Genomic DNA, 16,836 nt, shown 5'->3' with positions numbered 1-16,836 from the left:
GGCCGCAACCGGCAATAGGGCTATGATCAGAAAAAGTGCACGCTTCACAAACCGTTCCTCCGGTTTTTTGGGGGGCGCCGCCCGCCTTTGCCGCAGGTACCGTCGCAGACATACCGCTGACTTGGGCGCCCTAAAAATTTTTGAGAATTTTATGAACTGGGTTCTTGACAAAAGGTTCGAAATTTTTTAAACCTTATCAGGAATTGTTCCTGATTAAAATAGTTATCGATCCGGAATTGCCACAACCACATCAGGGGCGTCTTTTCAGGTTTTTTAATCGGTTCAAAACCGGGCACCGATTTTCCCGGAAAGAACCGTTTGTATCCAAACGCCGGGTGGCTAAATAAAACTCGGCAAAAAACTAATGCTTTCCACGAAGGGAGGTAACATCAGATGGTAGAGAAAAAAGTCATCACCAAAGAGGTTAAAAAGGAGCTTGACCTCCGGGAAGTCACGATCTGTGACGCCACCTACCAGATGCTCGAAAAGGCCCGCCGGGACGGGGTCGAGACAGCTTTCGACCGCGCCGCCAGCATGAAGGCCTGCCCCATCGGGGCGGACTCCGCCTGCTGCAAGCACTGCTCCATGGGCCCCTGCCGCCTCAACGCCAAAGACCCTTACGGCAAGGTCGGCGTCTGCGGGGCGACCATCGACACCATCATGGCCCGTAACTTCGCCCGCATGGTGGCCTCGGGCGCGGCCGCCCATACGGACCACGGCATGTCCATGCTGGATGTTTTCCGCGAGGTGGTCAACGGCAACATCGAGGATTACAAGATCAAGGACACCAACAAACTCGAAGAGGTGGCGCAATCCATCGGTATCGAAACCGAGGGCCGCGACATCAAGGAAATCGCCAAGGACCTTTACGAGGAACTGGAGCGCACCTACACCCAGGTGGAGGGCGAAATCCCCTTCGCCAAGCGCGTCCCCCAAGGCACCCTGGACACCTGGCGCAAACTTGGGATCGTGCCGCGCGGCGCCATGCGCGAGATCATGGAAATCATGCACCGCACCCACATGGGTGTCGACCAGCACTATGAAAACATCACCAAGCAGTGCAGCCGCACGGCCCTTGGCGACGGCTGGGGCGGCTCCATGGTGGCCACCGAGATCTCCGACATCCTCTTCGGCACTCCCTCGCCAGTGGCGGCCGACGTCAACATGGGCGTCCTCAAGGAGGACCAGGTCAACATCATCGTCCACGGCCACGAGCCCAACCTGTTCGAGTCGGTCCTGGCCTCGGTGAACGAACCCTCCCTGGTGGAAGCCGCCAAAAAGGCCGGCGCCAAGGGCCTCAACCTGGTGGGAATGTGCTGCTCGGGGGCTGAGATGCTCTCGCGCCACGGCGTGCCGCATGCCGGCAACTTCATGTCCACCGAGGCAGTCCTGGTGACCGGCGCGGTCGACGCCATGTGCGTGGACGTTCAGTGCATCAAGCAGGGCCTGGCGTCGGTGGCCAAGTGCTACAACACCCCGCTGATCACCACCAACCCGCGCTGCCACATCGAGGGCGCCACCCATCTCGAGTTCCACGAGCACGACCCGCGCGCCTGCACCGACGAGCTGGTGATCCAGGCCATCGGCCGCTTCAAGAACCGCACGCTGCCCATCGAGATCCCCAAGATCACCAACACCGGGATCCACGGCTTCTCCCACGAGTACGTCAACTACATGCTGGGCGGCAGCTTCCGTGCGTCCTACACCCCGCTCAACGACAACATCATCAACGGTCGCATCCGCGGCGTGGCCGGCGTGGTCGGCTGCACCAACCCGCGCGTCAAGCACGACTACGTGCATGTGGAGATGGTCAAGGAACTGATCAAGAACGACGTCCTGGTGGTCCAGACGGGCTGCTCCCAGATCTCCCTGGCCAAGGCCGGCCTGCTGACCCCCGAGGCCGCACACCTGGCCGGGCCGGGGCTGGCGGAAGTCTGTGAAACCGTCGGTATGCCGCCGGTCCTGGGGCTGGGCTCCTGCGTGGACAACAGCCGCATCCTGATCGCCTGCGCCGAAATGGTCAAGACCGGCGGGCTGGGCAACAGCATCGCCGACCTGCCCGTGGCCGGTGCGGCGCCGGAGTGGATGAGTGAAAAGGCCATCAGCATCGGCCACTACTTCGTCGCTTCCGGGGTCTACACCATCTTCGGGGTGACCTTCCCCATCGTCCAGGACACCAAATTCCAGAAACTGCTCTTTGAGGGTCTGGAGTCTCAACAGGGACTGGGCAAGTGGGACTTCGAGGCCGATCCGATCAAGATGGCCCAGAAGATGATTGCCCACATCGACAAGAAACGCAAGGCGCTGGGCATCGACAAGGCTCGCGAGCGCGTCCTGATGGATATGGCCGACCGCCAGAAGCTGGAAGTCGCCTGATCCGACGCACCACCGCTGTACAAAAAAAGCTCCCCGCCCGGGGGGCTTTTTTTTTGGCCGTTTCCCCGCCGGAGGTCAGTCTCCGGGCTCGCCGGCCGCCGCCTCGGGGTGCGCCGTCAAAAACCGGTAGAGGGTGGCTCGCCCCACCCCCAGAAGTTTGGCCGCCCGGGCCTTGTTGCCACCGGTTTTTTTGAGCATCGCCGCCACCGCGGTGGTGTCCAGCTTGCGCCCCGGCCCACGGCTGAGAGCGGTCGACTGAAACTCGCGGATCTCCAGCGGCAGGTCGTAGGGTCGGATCACCGGGCCGGTGCAACGGACGAATGCAAACTGGATGGCGTTCTGGAGCTCGCGCACATTGCCGGGCCAGCGGTAGGCCGCCATCAGCGCCAGGGCCTCGTTTGAGACCTTGAGCGACTCGCGGCCGTAGCGCTCGGCAGCCTGTTGCAGAAAGTGCTCCACCAAAAGCGGAATGTCGTTTTGACGCTCCCGCAGGGGCGGCAGATGAATGGGAATCACGTTGAGGCGATAGAAGAGGTCGTCGCGGAAGCGGCCCCGTTTGACCTCCTGTTTGAGGTTCTTGTTGGTGGCGCAGATGATGCGCACATTGACGTGCGAGGTTTTCTCACCGCCCACCTTTTCGAAGGTTCCCGCCTGCAGAAAGCGCAGCAGGCGCACCTGCATGTGCTTGGAGAGCTCGGCCACCTCATCCAGAAAAACGCTGCCGCCGTCGGCCAGCTCGAAGCGTCCCTTCTTATCGCGGATGGCGCCTGAAAAAGCCCCCTTGACGTGGCCGAAAAGCTCGCTTTCAATCAAGCTCTCCGGCAGCGCCCCGCAGTTGATGGGCACAAACGGGGCGCCGCCGCGGCAGCTTTCGCTGTGAATCGCCGACGCCACGAGTTCCTTGCCGGTGCCCGTCTCGCCCGAAATGTTGACCGGGTAGTCGTAGTCGGCCACGTTGCGGATTTGCTGGTAGATCCGCAGCATCTTGTTGCTGCGGCCGATGATGTTGGCAAAGGAGGTCAGTTTTTCGGCCTGGACCCCGAGGCATGCCAGGTCGGAGAGGTCCCGGAAGGCGGCCAGGACCCCGAAGGCCCGCCCCCCGGCTTCGGTCATCATCGTCTGGGTCATCTCGATGCGGTGGCGCTCCCCGCTTTTGGACGTGATGGTGAGCAGATAGCCGTTTTGATCCGGGTGAGGCTTTGGCGGCGGACCGCAAAAGCGGCAGTGCTCGCCGCAAAAGGGCGCACCGAAGGCGTCGTGGCAGTCCTTTCCCAGAACCTCCGTCCGGCGATAGCCCGTGATGCGCTCGGCTTCCCGGTTGAAAAAAAGAATCCGCCGCTCCAGATCGTGGGCGATGATGCCCTCTTTAAGGTTGTCCAGAATGCGGGCGAGATTTTCCGGTGTGACGTTCAGGGGTTGCAGAGCCAAATCGCTGTCCGTCCTTTCCTGGGGCGCCGGCGTTCAGGGTCGCGGTAAGAAATAATTCCACAATATGGCGACGGATTTTGGTTCGTCATCAAGGCACATCCGTCGGCGCATATCGAGATATGTGCCGGCGGATGTAACGCCCAGGACGGGCCAAAAGACAAGCAAGATGTGCAATTATTTTTTGCCGGGGCCCTCACAACCGGCATGGGATCTCGCGGTTGAGGCGGATGGCGCCCAGGTCGATTTTGACGTCCCAGGCCAGTATTTCAACGCCGCTTTGCACGGCCCGGCGCAGACTCTCCCCGTAGGCCGGGTCGATCCGGTCCGCCGGCCGGAACACCCCGGCGTCCATCCGTTGGATCACAAAAAACATCAGGCACCGACACCCCTGGCCAGCCAACTGCTGCAGCTCAACCAGGTGCCTGCGGCCGCGGGCGGTGACCGCATCCGGAAAGAGCGCCTGGCCGTCTGAGACCAGGGTGCAGTTTTTGATCTCCACAAAACACGGGGCGTGGCCGGCGCCGGAGAGCCGCAGGTCGATGCGTGAGTGCTCACCGACCCGGACCTCCCGCTTGAGCTCGGCATACCCCTGGAGAGCCGGCACCTCCCCGTCGGCCAGCGCCCGGGCCACCAGGCGGTTGGGGACCAGGGTGTTGACCCCCACCAGGGAGCCGGGCATGGCGATCATCTCCCAGGTATAGGCGAGTTTGCGCCGGGGATCGGCGTGCCACGAGAGGTAAACCCGCCGCCCCGGCTCACAGCAGCCGGTCATGGCGCCCGAGTTGGGGCAGTGGGCGGTGACCGTCGTGCCATTTTCCAGCGCCACATCCGCCAAAAAACGTTTGTATCTTCTGAGGAGCCTTCCGGGGGTCAGTCGGGGCCAGCGAAGCCCGCCCAAACCGTCTGCCGCCGCCACATAGCCCATCACGCCCCCCCTGCCCCACGCCACGGGTTGCGGCCCCGGGGGGTGCCGGCCGCCGGCGGCTTCGGAATATGGTCAATTATTTTAATAATTTTAATAGACCACAACCCTTATCGTCAAGCCCAAATGGGGGCCGTGCGGTCCATGACGGCCCAAGGTCGGGCAGGTGCTGAGCCAATCCGGCGATTGCGCCCGGGTTGAAGGTCGACCCGGACCGGGAGGCCGTCAGGGCTCGGCAGCGGGGTCGCTGCTCCGGGGAGGCGGCGCTGCAACCTGCCGGCGCAGTGGGTGCCAGTGGCCGGGGGGTGTTTCGCCAAGGAAGGTCAGCGGCGCGTCTGAAACCGCCTGCAGCGGCGCATAGCGCTCCGGCAGGGCATCCGGCGGGTTCTCGGTCAGGAGGGCGTCGGCGGGTTGTGAGATTGAAAACTGCCGCCCGCCGGGTTCATAATTGCCCGATGCCAGGTCCCTGAGGGCCGACGGGCGATGGCGATAGAGGGTGTAGTAACGGAAGGCGGGGGTGCTACTGCCGTCGAAAATTTTAAAGAGCAGCTCGTGCTGCAGGACCTTGCCCCGGCGGGGCGCCGCGACGTCCGGAGGGCCTTCGCTGACCGCGATCTCCCGGGCCGCAAAAACGGTGCGGGCGCTGAGCGCGTGGTGCAGGGCATCCAGCCAGGCATCGGGATGGGACTGCTGAAACCGCTTCAGCGCCAGCAGGTAGCCGCGGGCATCGTCGATCCCGGCCAGCCGGCTCTCCAGGGTGAGGTTGCGAACCCGCTCGCGGCGCTGGCCCTGGAGCCATTTTTCTTCGTATTCGCTGACCAGCCGACCTTCACGGTAGATGCCGAAACGCACCCCGCCGTCCAGACGTCCCTGATCCATGTTGCCCTCGATGCGGTACCGCAGGGCGCCGTCCTGAAAGACCCGCAGGAGACCCCAGCCCTCGGCGCGGCCATCTTGGCAGGCGCCGTCCCACTGCAGGCGCTGGCCGGCCTCCGGGTGGCTGTCGAATAGCTGGCAGCCGGCGTTCTCGGCCGCGATCCAGTGGCGCCCCCCGCAGCCGGCCGATGCCAAGCAAAGCAGGCCGGCCGCCAGCAGCGCCAACCAGGGGCGAGACTTCCGGCGGTGGCCGTTTTTTTGTCTGATTTTCATTCTCAACCGCCGGCAAAAGTGTTATCAGGCTGCTGCATGCGGGAAGCTCAGGGCCGTGGCGGCCCTTTTGGGGCCAACTCCCGCCGCCGGAAGCCGGCTGGGCAAAGCCCGGTCTCTTCCCGGCATCTTCATGGCGGTCAAGAGTCCGCTCACAAACCCCAAGACCAATAAAGCCCTTCAGACCCACCCAAATGCTTGCGGGGAGACGTCCGTGCTTTCTTCATCACGCGCCTGGGCGCCGGTGGCGGCCATCGTGCTGGCCGTGCTGCTGTGGTCCAGTTCGTTTATCGCCCTTAAAATCGCCTTCCGGCACTATGACCCGATGGTGGTCATCTTCGGCCGCATGGCCATCGCCACCCTCTGCTTCGGGTTTCTGGTGCGGCGCATGGGCCACATCCAGCTGCGCCGGGGCGATTTGAAGTTCATCGTCTTCATGTGCCTCTGCGAACCGTGCCTCTACTTCATTTTCGAGGCCAAAGCGCTGCAGAACACAACGGCCTCCCAGGCCGGGCTGATCACGGCCATTTTGCCCCTGCTGGTGGCCGTCGCCGCGGGCCTTTTTCTGAAGGAGAGGATCAGCCGGCGTACGATTGTCGGGTTCCTCGTGGCGATTGCAGGCGCCTGCTGGTTGAGCCTCGAGGGCGACGCCACGGCCGAGGCGCCCAACCCGGCCCTGGGGAATTTTTTCGAATTTCTCGCCATGGTCTGCGCCACCGGCTACATGGTGACCATGAAGTATCTGGCGGAGCGGCTTTCGGCGCTCTTCATCACCGGCATGCAGGCGGCGGTGGGCGGCTTGTTCTACCTGCCGCTGCTCTTTCTGCCGGGCACCCGGCTGCCCACCAGCTTCGAGCCCCTGTCGGCCTTCGCCGTGGTCTACCTCGGGGTTTTCATCACCCTGGGGGCCTACGGGCTCTACAACTTCGGCGCCAGCCGGATTCCCGCCAGCCAGGCGTCGGCCTTCGTCAACCTGATCCCGGTCTTCTCGATCTTTCTCGGCTGGCTAGTGCTGGGGGAAACCTTCACCCCGCCCCAGATCGCCGCCTCGGCCCTGGTCTTCATCGGGATCGTGATCAGCCGCGATCGCCCGGGAACCCGCCGACTGGCCGCCGCCGCCGGATAGGGGCCGGCGCCCGAAACCCGCCCGGTGGGCCGCCAATCTGCGCAGGAGATTTTCGCCTGCAAGCCAGGCACGGCTCCCGGGGCTCATTTGCAACATGCCGCCGCTTAGACGGCCGGCGCCTCGCCGTGCTGGTAGATGTGGACATCGCGCTGGGGAAAGGGAATCGAGATCCCCTCGGCGTCAAAGCGCTTCTTGATCTTTTCGGTGAGGTCGAAATACACCCCCCAGTAATCGGCAGCCATAACCCAGGGGCGCACCACGAAGTTGACGCTGGAATCGCCCAGCGCCGAAACCGCGATGGTGGGCGCCGGGTCCTTCAGAATCCGATTGTCCTCGTCCACGATCGCGGTCAGGATATCGCGCGCTTTGTCGATGTCGTCGCCGTAACCGATACCCACCTCCAGGTCCACCCGGCGGGTGCCCTTGACCGACCAGTTGACGATGTTGTCGGCGGTCAGCTTGGCGTTGGGGATGATGATGGTTCTATTGTCGGGGGTCAACAGCTGGGTGGTGAAGATCTGGATCTTCTCGACGACCCCGACGACGCCCGCGCCCTCGATGACGTCCCCGACTTTGAAGGGGTGAAAAATGATCAGCAGAAAACCGGCCGCGAAATTGGCAAGCGACCCCTGCAGGGCAAGACCGATGGCCAGACCGGCAGCGCCGAGGATCGCGATGAAGGAGGTGGTTTGAATCCCCAACTGCCCGAGGGCCGCCAACACCACAAAGGCGAGCAGCGCGATGTAGGTCAGGTTGCCGGTAAAGTTGGTGATGGTGGGGTCCACCTTGCGCCCGCTCATCACCCGCACGACCAGTTTTTCGATGGCTTTGGCCGCCCAGCGCCCGATAATCAGAATGACGATCGCGGCGATCACCTTGAGGCCGTAAAACGTCAGCAGTGCATATGCTTTGTCCATCAAATTTTCCATAATCTACTCTCTCCTTTTCCATACGTTGACAGCAAATCACGATGGTTGCCGAAGCCCCCTCCGGCCGCCGGTAAAGACCTTCAGGGGTTTTCCCAGGCGGCAAACCGCCGCAACAACAGCAGCCCCGGCAGCGCCGCCAGGGTACAGAAAATGAAAAACAGCTCCCAGCCGATCCGCTGCGCCAGAAACCCGGTGGGGGCTGCGGCCAAGACCCGCGGAATGCCCATCAGGCTGGTCAACAGGGCATACTGGGTGGCGGTGAAGCGTTTGTTGGTGATGCTGGCCATAAAGGCCGCGTAAGCGGCGGTGCCCATGCCGCCGCTGAGGTTTTCAAAGGCGATGACCCCCGAGAGGGCCGGCAGGCTGTAGCCGATCCGCGCCAGCAGGGCGAAACAGGCCGTGGAGAGCGCCTGCAGAACCCCGAAGAGCCACAGGCTGCGGTGAATGCCCAGGCGCAGCATGAGCACCCCGCCGACCAGGGAGCCGGCGACGGTGGCCCAAAAACCGAAGAGTTTGACCACGGCCCCGATCTCGGCCTTGGCAAACCCGATCTCCAGGTAAAAAGGGACGGACATGGCGCTGGCCATGGTGTCCCCGATTTTGTAGAGCAGGATAAACGCCAGGATCCAGACGGCCTCCGGCCGCCTGAAATACTCCACCAAGGGGGCCACCACCGCTTCCCGCAGACTCCGGGGCGTACCGGCCGCCGCCTGGGGCTCCGGCGCCAGCACGGTGGTGAGCACCCCCGGCAGGAGGCAGGCCGCCATGATGGCATAGACCAGCGAGAAGGGGATAAACTCGGCCAGGATCAACCCGCCGCCGGAGGCCAGCAGCATCCCCAACCGGTAGCCGTTGATGTAAAGCGAGGACCCCAGCCCCAACTCCCGGTCGGGCAGGTCCTCCCGCCGGTAGGCGTCGATGACGATGTCCTGGGAGGCGCTGAAAAAGGTCACCAGAAAGGCCACCAGGGCCACCCCGGCCGGGTTTTGGCGGGGGTCCGTCAGCCCGAGGCCGGCGATGGCGACGATCAGCGCCGCTTGGAAAACCAGCAGCCAGCCCCGCCGCCGCCCCAGTCGCGGCAGGCTGAAGCGGTCCAAGACCGGCGCCCACAGGAACTTGAGGGTGTAGGGCAGGCCCACCAGGGCCATCAATCCGATGACGGCCAGATCGACCCCCTCCTCCTTCATCCAGGCCTGCAGCACCGAAATGGTCAGCAATAGCGGCAGGCCAGAGGCCAGCCCCATCATGAACGCCACCACCATGCGGCCGCTGAAAAAAACCCTGAGGGTGCTTTTAAAGCTGTCGGCGCTCACGTGAGGCCTCCGCGGCGGCCCGGGCGCAGGGCCCCCCCGCCGGCGGGGTGCCCGATGGCGGTCAAAGCCGCTGCCGGAGACCCCGGCTGACGGGCCCGGAGGCCGGGACGGCCTTCGGCGCGCAGGGGGCTATTTTCCCGGGCACTGGGCCCGCACGGCGGCGTCGATATTTTTGTCCCCGTAGGCCTTGTCGAAGCGCTCGCTGAACTCCCGGGCCAGTTTGCGGGCCCGCTCCCCATAGGCGCCTTTATCGGTCCAGGTGTTCTCGGGAACCAGGATCTCGTCGGGCACGCCCGGGCAGGTCACCGGAATGTCCAGGTGGAAGAGTCCCTCGGGCTTGAACGCCACGTTGCTCAGCTTGCCGTCCAGGCAGGCGTTGACCATCGCCCGGGTCAACGTGATGTCCATCCGTTTTCCGACCCCGTACGGCCCCCCGCTCCAGCCGGTGTTGACCAGGTAGACCTGGGTTTTGTGGGTGTCCAGCTTGCGACCCAGCAGCTCGGCATACATGCGCGGCAGACAGGGCATGAAGGGCTGACCGAAAAAGCGCGAGAAGGTCGACACCGGGTCGACGACGCCGGTTTCGGTGCCGGCCAGCTTGCTGGTGTAGCCCATCAGAAACCAGAGCATCGCCTGTTCGCGGTTGAGCCGCGAAATCGGCGGCAGCACGCCGTTGGCATCGGCGGTCAGAAAGAGGATGGTGCGCGGGTGCGCGCCGGTGGAGTCGGCCTTGATGTTGGCGAGAAACGTCAGGGGATATGAGGCGCGACTGTTGGGCGTCAGGCGGTCGTCGCAAAGGTCGAAGCTGCCGTCGGGGTACATCATCGCATTTTCGACGATCGCCCCGTGCCGGCGGTAGTCGTCCTGGTGAAACACGGCCCGGTAGATCTCGGGCTCCTTTTCGGGGTTGAGATCGATCAGCTTGGCATAACAGCCGTTTTCGAAGTTGGCGATGCCGTTTTCACTCCAGCCGTGCTCATCGTCGCCCAGCAGGGCGCGGCTGGCGTCGGCCGAGAGGGTGGTCTTGCCGGTGCCGGACAGCCCCAGGAAAAGCGCCAGTTCGCCGCGCTCGTTTTCGTTGGCGCTGCAATGGATCGGCAGAATGTCCTCGAAGGGCAGATAGTAGTTCATCACGGTGAAGATCAGTTTTTTGACGCTGCCGCCGTAGGCCGAGCCGTAAACCAGGCCCAGGCGCCGATCAAAATCCATGGCGATGACCAGATTCGAGGTCTTGCCGTCCGGCAGCCGGCGCAGGCGCCCGTGGTAGCGGCGCGTGTCGATCTTGTCGTAGGGCAGCACCAGCAGGGTGAAACCCCGCTGGGCAAAACAGCTGGCCTGCAGGTCGGGCGGTGCCGGCCGAAACATGTTGAGGGTGAAGAGGCTCGTCAGGGCGTGATCGGAAACCGTCTGGACGGGAAGCGCATAGTTGGCGGCGGCGCCCACCACCCGGTCGGTCACGAAAATCCGCTCCTTGCGGCCAAGGACCTCCAGGGCGTCCTGCCAGAGCATACCGAAGGTTTCGGGGTCCAGGGGCAGGTTGTTGGGCGAATCCCAATCGATGTTGGCCTCGGATTCGGGGCGCCGCACGATCACCGTGTCCTGGGGCGCGCGCCCGGTGGACTCCACCGGCGTCCAGGTGGCCAGGCAACCGCTGGCGGCCACCAGGGCCTCCCGGCAGTCGACCGCCGCCTGGATGGCGGCCTCACGATCGAGATTGCGCGCCACCCGCGCGTGCCCCACCACAACCTGGTCCAACGCTTCTTTAAGTTCCATGATGTCACCTTCGGATTGGAGAGCTGTTATCATATCGGTCCACAAGAGAAGCCGGATGCGGGCCATTGGGAAATCGCGCCCGAGGGTGCCGGCGGGGAGGTCCGTGGGGGGCCGCCGGCCGGTGGCGCAGACCCACCGCCGGGGAGACGCCGCGGCCGGTGTGCAGGGCTGCTGCCGCCGTGCAATTGGACCGGCGCCCCCTTGCAGCCCGGCAGCGCATCTCAATCATCCCTGCTGCAGATGAATTTCTCATCCACCTGAAATTGCTGCCGGATCCAGATCAGCACCTTGCCGAACTCGCTGCGGAGTTCGCCCAGGGCCTTGCCGCGGTGACTGACGCGGCTTTTCTCCTCGCGGCTCAGCTGGGCGAAGGTCTTTTTCAGCGGGGGGTAGTAGAAAATCGGGTCGTAGCCGAATCCGTTTTCGCCCACCGGCTCTTCGGTGATCAGGCCTTCACAGCGCCCTTCGTAGGTCAACGCCGCCCCCGTCGGCACCGCCACAGAAATCACGCACTCGAAGGCGGCGCGGCGATCCGTCTTTCCGAACATTTCGGCCAGCACCCGCCGGCAGCGCTCCGCGTCCGAGGCCCCGGGGCCGGCATAGCGCGCCGAGACCACCCCGGGGGCGCCTCCCAGCGCGGCCACCACCAAGCCCGAGTCGTCGGCCAGGGCCGGCAGCCCCAGCACCCGGGCGGTGAAGCTGGCCTTCTTGTAGGCATTCTCATCGAAGCTCAGACCGTCTTCGACTACCGCGGGAATCGGCCCGAAGTCGGTGAGGTCTTTTATGGTGACGGGGTAGCCTTCCAGGAGTTCGCGAATTTCGGCGCATTTTCCCTTGTTGCGGGTAGCAATAACCAGCGTGATCGGAGGGGGCACGTTTTGCTTGCCTTTATATTAATTGTAGTATTTTCTGTTGGATACGGCCCTTTGGAAGGCCGTCCGAAACCCAGCCGAATTGGCTATCGTTATAAATCATGGGGCCTTTTTTGTAAAGTCTTTTCAACAGGATGCAGCGGCAAGAAAACCCTTTACAGCCTTGAGAGGCCTGTTATATAGGGGTGGCCGAGGCAGGGCCGCAGCCGCCCTGCGCCCCGCCGGCCTTTTGAATTAAGGCCGGCGATTTTTTCCGGCGCATGCGCCGCCGCGGTCTCCAGCCGGCCGCGAAAATCCACCCGGGCGGGACCCGGCGAAGCGCCGACGGCGGCGGGCCGGAACACCGGCCCCGGCTTTGCGGGCCGCGGCCGGCCGCCAGCAACCCAGAGCGCCCAATTCACGAGGAACCCTGCGATGCACAAACTTTTGACCGATCAGGCCGGCCTGGAAATGCTACTGCTGGGCAACGAGGCCATCGCCCGCGGGGCGCTGGAGGCCGGCGTCGCCTTCGCCAGCACCTACCCGGGCACCCCGTCGTCGGAAATATCCGCCAATTTCTTTCAGATCGCCCGTGAAACCGATCTTTACTTCGAGTACAGCACCAACGAGAAGGTCGCCATGGAGGTGGCGGCGGCGGCGGCCAATGCCGGCGTACGCAGCATGTGCATCATGAAGCACGTCGGGCTCAACGTCGCCGCGGACCCCCTGATGACCCTGGCCTATGTGGGCGTCAAGGCCGGCATGGTGATCGTCACGGCCGACGACCCCTTCATGTTCTCCAGCCAAAACGAGCAGGACAACCGCTATTACGGCCGCCTGGCGGGACTGCCGATGCTGGAGCCGTCGTCGGTGGCCGAGGCCAAGGAGATGACTGCCTACGCCTTCGAGCTCTCCGAAGAACTCCAGCAGCCGGTTCTTTTCCGGACCACCACGCGCATCAACCACTCCACCGCGGTGGTGACCACTGGCCCCCTCAAGGCCCGCCGCCCCAAGGGAGGCTTCGTCAAGGACCCACTCAACTATGTGCCGGTGCCGGTAGTGGCCCGCAAGCTGCACGCGCGCCTGCTGGAGCGCCTGGAGGCCGCCGAGAAGCTGGCCGCCCAAAGCCCCTTCAATTTCACCTCCGGGGGCGGCGACTGGGGGATCGTCTGCAACGGCGTCAGCCACAGCTACGTCTGCGACGCCCTCCAGGACCTGGGCGTCCGGGACCGCGTCCGGGTCCTGCGGATCGGCTTCTCCCACCCCCTGCCCGCCGGGCTGGTCACGGGGTTTCTCAAGGCGTGCAGCCGCGTCCTGGTGGTCGAGGAGGGCGAACCCTTCATGGAGGAAACGTTCAAGGCCTACGCCCAGGAAGCCGGCCTGATGCTGCCGATTCGGGGCAAGGGGCCGGGGCTTTTTTCGCGCCTCTACGAATTCGACCCCGCCATGGTCAAGAAGGTGGTCGCCGCCTATTTCGAGGTGCCCTACAGCCCCCCGGCGATCCCCGACCTGAGCGACCTGCCCGAGATTCCCCAGCGGCCGCCGACCTTGTGCGCCGGCTGCTCCCACCGGGCGACCTTCTACGCCGTCAAAAAGGCCACCGAGGGGCTGGACACCATCCACCCCACCGATATCGGCTGCTACACCCTGGGGTTCCTGCCGCCCCTCTTGATGGGCGACTTTCTGATCTGCATGGGCTCTTCGGTGGGCACCGCCGGCGGCTTCGCCCAGGTGACGGACCAGAAGGTGCTGGCCTTCATCGGGGACTCGACCTTTTTCCACTCCGGCATCGCCGGCCTGGTCAACGCCGTCTTCAACAACCACAATTTCACCCTGGTGATCCTGGACAACGGCACCACGGCGATGACCGGCCACCAGCCCCATCCCGGGGTGGACATGCACGAGTTGGGGATCGAAGGCCACGGGCGGGTGTCCATCGAGGCGGTGGTCAAAGCCCTGGGCGTCCAGTACGTCACCACCATCCGGCCCTACAACACCAAAAAGAGCATTGCGGCGATCCGTGAAGCCCTGGAATTCGAAGGGGTTTCGGTGGTTATCAGCCAGGAGCTGTGCACGCTTTACGCCAAAAGCCTCAACAAGGCCCGCGGCCGGGCCTTCTACGTCTCGGAGGCGTGCAAGAATCACCGCGACTGCATCGACGACCTGGCCTGCTTCGCCTTTTACCTCCAGGACGGCCGGGTCAAAATCGACCCCGACCTGTGCGCCGGCTGCTCGGTCTGCGCCCAGATCTGTCCGGAAAATGCCATCCGCCCCATCAAAGCCCAAGGCTGAGGGGCCGCGGCGCCGGGTGGGCGGCGAATTTCCGAACCAGTGATCCTACGAACCGCAGACGGGGAAAGGTGCTCCCGCAGAAAGACGACAGGATGGTCCAGATGGAAGCGAAACGGTTAATCATTGTGGCGGTTGGCGGGCAAGGCAACCTGCTGGCTTCGCGGGTGCTGGGCGAGGCGGCGCTGCTCTCGGGGGTGCCGGTGCGCATGAGCGAAATTCACGGCATGGCCCAGCGGGGCGGCGTGGTGGAGTCGGCCATGGTTTTCGGCGACGCCTGCAGCCCGATCATTTCCGACGGCGAGGCCGACATCCTGCTGGGCTTTGAACCCGCCGAAACCCTGCGGGCCCTGCAAAAGTGCAACGCCGACAGCCTGGCCATCACCAATCTCAGCCCGTTGACGCCGTTTACGGTCACCATCGGCCGGGGCACCTACCCGGGGCTGGGGCAGATCCAGAAGCTGCTGCGGGCCAAGGTCCGCAAGCTGGTGGCCTTCGACGCCACGACGCTCGCCAAGCAGGCGGGCAGCGTGATGGCGGTCAACATGGTGCTGCTGGGCGCCCTGCTGCATGAAAACGCCCTGCCCCTGACCACCGAAAACGTCAAAACCGCCATCCGCACGCGCACCCGCAAAGCCTTCTTGGAAACCAACCTCAAGGCCTTCGACCTGGGGTTTGAAGCCGCAGCGGGCGCCTCCAAGGGGTGAGACCGGCGACGGCCGGAGTTGATGCGCGCCGCTTTGCCGCCCCCCACAACAGCCTTTCACGCACGGCCGCCGGCCTTTGCCCGCGGCCGTTTCGTTTTTGCCGCCCGGCACCGCCCGCGACGGCAGCCACCAGTGCGCACCCGACCCAGGACGCGGGTTTTGGGGCCGGGCCCCTCAGGCGCCGGGGTCTTCCCCCCCGAGCAGCGCCCACGCGACCCGGTGGGCGTTTTGCACCACGGCGGCCACGTGCTGGTCGAAGAAGAAGTGCGCCACCGCCACCGGGACGCCCCTGAAGGACAGCATCACCCGGCGGCCGTCGGGAACCGACTGCACCCGGCAGCGCGACAGTTCGCTCAGGCCGGTGCCGGCGGCCTTGAGTACGGCCTCCTTGGCCGTCCAGAAGCGAAAAAAACGCCGTTCGGGAACCTCCCCGGAAAGCGCCCACTCCGCCTCGTCGGCGATCTTGCGGCGCACCCCCTCCGAAAAGGTTCGAATTTTCTCGAGGTCGATGCCCACCGGATCCGGACCGATCACCCCGGCCACGTAATCGGATTTGTGGCTGATGGACCAGTAGACCCCGTTGACCGGCAGCGGGGCGCCGCGCTCGTCCTTGGGCAGACGGGGCAGCGCGACCCCGCTGCGGGCGGCGGAGAGCGCCAGCGCCTGGCGCGCCCGGGCGCTGAGGTGCCGCACCTTCTCCGGCCCCTTGAGGCCGCGGTTGGCCGCCGTGACCGGCAGTATCACCGGGTAGAGAACGGCCACAGCGCGCCTCCGCGATCCTGCCATCCCATCAGGTGGCTCCTATGAAAGACTTTGGAATCAAAAAGGACAGGCCTTTCCTCAAAGGCGGTCCAGGGCTGGGGATCAGGGGCTCTCACGTCTGGCCTTCGGGCGCCGGGTCGGCCGCCCCCCACCCGAGCCATTTTCGCGCGGCGTCGGGATTGTCAAATGACTTCACCCACATCCCCCGATTCACCGCGACGGTTTCGCCGAAGCGCCGCGGGTCAAGCACCGGCTCCCGAAGAAGGTAAGCAAACTGCGAGGCACGGGGGGCGCGTTTCGGGTGGGTCGTAACGGCATGGGCCGCAAAACTGCCGTAAAGAAAGCGTTCGATGGTTTTGGGCTCTCCCTTGAGTTCGCGTCCATCGATGAGAACCTTTTCGGCCCTTTGTTGGGCCACGACATCCAGAATCTCCAGAAAGATGCTCTTGGCCTCATCCAATGAGAACTCACCACTGACCACTGCCCGCAGCGAACCCGAACCGGCGTAAATCTCCAGCGTCATTTTCAATTTACACCACCCTTTCCGGCAAACCTCGCGTTTTGGGAAGGGCCCACCGGCACTAAAGATCACCGGCACGCTTCAGGGGTTCAGATACGCTGCTTCGGGTACATATGGATTTGAGAACGTCATGGAAAAGCTGCGCCCGTTCGGTGTTGAATCGAAACTCCATCACCCCGCGCCAGTCTTCCCGAAAGACGGAGGACTCGAAGGCGATGGAGAGGGTTTCGGCTTTTGGAAGGGTGACCTGGAGTTCGGACACCCTCGGGTCATCAACGGAAATATTGATTTGCCGTTTGCCATACGTGTAGCACAGGATCCGCTTCTTCGTGACCACCAAACATCCCGAAAACCCCTCGGCGCGCTTTCGGTAACGCCTGCCCGGACCGTTGACATGCTTCGCGATGAACCACCCGCCGATCCCCTCATCCGCAACGACGATCCCCTCGGACTCGATCATGGGTAGCAGTTGCCTGGGGATCTTACCCAGGCCAAACAGCCTGTATAGCAGGGTCTTTTTCATCGGTATCAAATTTTTTCCCGACGCGGATATAGGGACATTCTATATTCCCCCTGTCAACAAAAAATGTAACTTTGAATAATCAGTAGGTTACAATTCTACGCGTAGACAGCAAACACTTCTCCTGTCGGATTTAGGGAGTCGGCGAGTCACTCTCCGGTCGGCGAACTCATA

The 16,836-nt window shown here is 63.9% G+C and carries 14 protein-coding genes; 4 read left to right on the top strand and 10 right to left on the bottom strand.

Features of this window, described 5'->3' with window-relative positions; genetic code table 11:
- Window positions 1-393: 393 nt before the first annotated feature.
- Entirely contained in the window at window positions 394-2,376 is a 1,983-nt protein-coding gene (cooS, locus tag LJE63_02645) for an anaerobic carbon-monoxide dehydrogenase catalytic subunit (GenBank protein MCG6905498.1), read from the top strand.
- 75 nt (window positions 2,377-2,451) lie between these two features.
- Here cooS and LJE63_02640 read toward each other — a convergent pair whose 3' ends face one another.
- The 3 genes from LJE63_02640 to LJE63_02630 form a co-directional block, all read right to left on the bottom strand.
- Complete coding sequence (locus LJE63_02640) at window positions 2,452-3,804, bottom strand: sigma 54-interacting transcriptional regulator (protein ID MCG6905497.1); 1,353 nt, start codon at window positions 3,802-3,804, stop codon at window positions 2,452-2,454.
- Window positions 3,805-3,997: 193 nt separating this feature from the next.
- A complete protein-coding gene (gene sfsA / locus LJE63_02635; protein ID MCG6905496.1) occupies window positions 3,998-4,729 on the bottom strand; it encodes a DNA/RNA nuclease SfsA in 732 nt (243 codons plus the stop codon).
- Window positions 4,730-4,951: 222 nt separating this feature from the next.
- Complete coding sequence (locus LJE63_02630; protein ID MCG6905495.1) at window positions 4,952-5,875, bottom strand: hypothetical protein; 924 nt, start codon at window positions 5,873-5,875, stop codon at window positions 4,952-4,954.
- A gap of 211 nt (window positions 5,876-6,086) precedes the next feature.
- Here LJE63_02630 and LJE63_02625 point away from each other — a divergent pair, with 211 nt between their 5' ends.
- Window positions 6,087-6,998, top strand: coding sequence for a DMT family transporter (locus LJE63_02625; GenBank protein MCG6905494.1), 912 nt, complete (start codon window positions 6,087-6,089; stop codon window positions 6,996-6,998).
- Window positions 6,999-7,102: 104 nt separating this feature from the next.
- On the opposite strand, the gene LJE63_02620 is transcribed toward LJE63_02625, so the two are convergent.
- From LJE63_02620 to LJE63_02605, 4 genes are all read right to left on the bottom strand, one after another.
- A complete protein-coding gene (locus tag LJE63_02620) occupies window positions 7,103-7,915 on the bottom strand; it encodes a mechanosensitive ion channel (protein ID MCG6905493.1) in 813 nt (270 codons plus the stop codon).
- A gap of 92 nt (window positions 7,916-8,007) precedes the next feature.
- Window positions 8,008-9,240, bottom strand: a complete 1,233-nt coding sequence (locus LJE63_02615; protein MCG6905492.1) for an AmpG family muropeptide MFS transporter — start codon at window positions 9,238-9,240, stop codon at window positions 8,008-8,010.
- Between the two features lie 129 nt (window positions 9,241-9,369).
- Window positions 9,370-11,013 carry a phosphoenolpyruvate carboxykinase (ATP) gene (locus LJE63_02610; protein MCG6905491.1) on the bottom strand — a complete coding sequence of 548 codons (1,644 nt, stop codon included), beginning with the start codon at window positions 11,011-11,013 and terminating at the stop codon, window positions 9,370-9,372.
- Between the two features lie 221 nt (window positions 11,014-11,234).
- A complete protein-coding gene (locus LJE63_02605; GenBank protein ID MCG6905490.1) occupies window positions 11,235-11,888 on the bottom strand; it encodes an XTP/dITP diphosphatase in 654 nt (217 codons plus the stop codon).
- Between the two features lie 411 nt (window positions 11,889-12,299).
- Here LJE63_02605 and iorA point away from each other — a divergent pair, with 411 nt between their 5' ends.
- Together iorA and LJE63_02595 are read left to right on the top strand one after the other, a co-directional pair.
- Window positions 12,300-14,156, top strand: a complete 1,857-nt coding sequence (gene iorA / locus LJE63_02600) for an indolepyruvate ferredoxin oxidoreductase subunit alpha (GenBank protein ID MCG6905489.1) — start codon at window positions 12,300-12,302, stop codon at window positions 14,154-14,156.
- Between the two features lie 101 nt (window positions 14,157-14,257).
- Window positions 14,258-14,860: an indolepyruvate oxidoreductase subunit beta gene (locus LJE63_02595; GenBank protein MCG6905488.1), complete on the top strand. Its 603-nt coding sequence runs from the start codon at window positions 14,258-14,260 to the stop codon at window positions 14,858-14,860.
- A 174-nt stretch (window positions 14,861-15,034) separates the two neighbouring features.
- On the opposite strand, the gene LJE63_02590 is transcribed toward LJE63_02595, so the two are convergent.
- The 3 genes from LJE63_02590 to LJE63_02580 all read right to left on the bottom strand — a co-directional run bounded on the left by LJE63_02590 (window position 15,035) and on the right by LJE63_02580 (window position 16,665).
- On the bottom strand, window positions 15,035-15,622 hold the full coding sequence (locus tag LJE63_02590) for a 4'-phosphopantetheinyl transferase superfamily protein (protein MCG6905487.1): 588 nt from the start codon (window positions 15,620-15,622) through the stop codon (window positions 15,035-15,037).
- 112 nt (window positions 15,623-15,734) lie between these two features.
- On the bottom strand, window positions 15,735-16,145 hold the full coding sequence (locus tag LJE63_02585; protein MCG6905486.1) for a hypothetical protein: 411 nt from the start codon (window positions 16,143-16,145) through the stop codon (window positions 15,735-15,737).
- 58 nt (window positions 16,146-16,203) lie between these two features.
- On the bottom strand, window positions 16,204-16,665 hold the full coding sequence (locus tag LJE63_02580; GenBank protein MCG6905485.1) for a hypothetical protein: 462 nt from the start codon (window positions 16,663-16,665) through the stop codon (window positions 16,204-16,206).
- Window positions 16,666-16,836: the final 171 nt, after the last annotated feature.

The organism is Desulfobacteraceae bacterium (assembly GCA_022340425.1).
Lineage (GTDB): Bacteria > Desulfobacterota > Desulfobacteria > Desulfobacterales > JAABRJ01 > JAABRJ01.
The sequence above is the reverse complement of the archived record's forward strand: the minus strand, read 5'-3'. Positions and strand labels throughout refer to the sequence as shown.

Excerpts from the sequence above, each read along its gene's own strand:
- cooS (MCG6905498.1), top strand. The coding sequence starts at position 394 with ATGGTAGAGAAAAAAGTCATCACCAAAGAGGTTAAAAAGGAGCTTGAC.
- LJE63_02585 (MCG6905486.1), bottom strand. The coding sequence starts at position 16,145 with ATGACGCTGGAGATTTACGCCGGTTCGGGTTCGCTGCGGGCAGTGGTC.
- LJE63_02630 (MCG6905495.1), bottom strand. The coding sequence starts at position 5,875 with ATGAAAATCAGACAAAAAAACGGCCACCGCCGGAAGTCTCGCCCCTGG.
- iorA (MCG6905489.1), top strand. The coding sequence starts at position 12,300 with ATGCACAAACTTTTGACCGATCAGGCCGGCCTGGAAATGCTACTGCTG.
- LJE63_02595 (MCG6905488.1), top strand. The coding sequence starts at position 14,258 with ATGGAAGCGAAACGGTTAATCATTGTGGCGGTTGGCGGGCAAGGCAAC.
- LJE63_02610 (MCG6905491.1), bottom strand. The coding sequence starts at position 11,013 with ATGGAACTTAAAGAAGCGTTGGACCAGGTTGTGGTGGGGCACGCGCGG.
- sfsA (MCG6905496.1), bottom strand. The coding sequence starts at position 4,729 with ATGGGCTATGTGGCGGCGGCAGACGGTTTGGGCGGGCTTCGCTGGCCC.
- LJE63_02620 (MCG6905493.1), bottom strand. The coding sequence starts at position 7,915 with ATGGACAAAGCATATGCACTGCTGACGTTTTACGGCCTCAAGGTGATC.
- LJE63_02580 (MCG6905485.1), bottom strand. The coding sequence starts at position 16,665 with ATGAAAAAGACCCTGCTATACAGGCTGTTTGGCCTGGGTAAGATCCCC.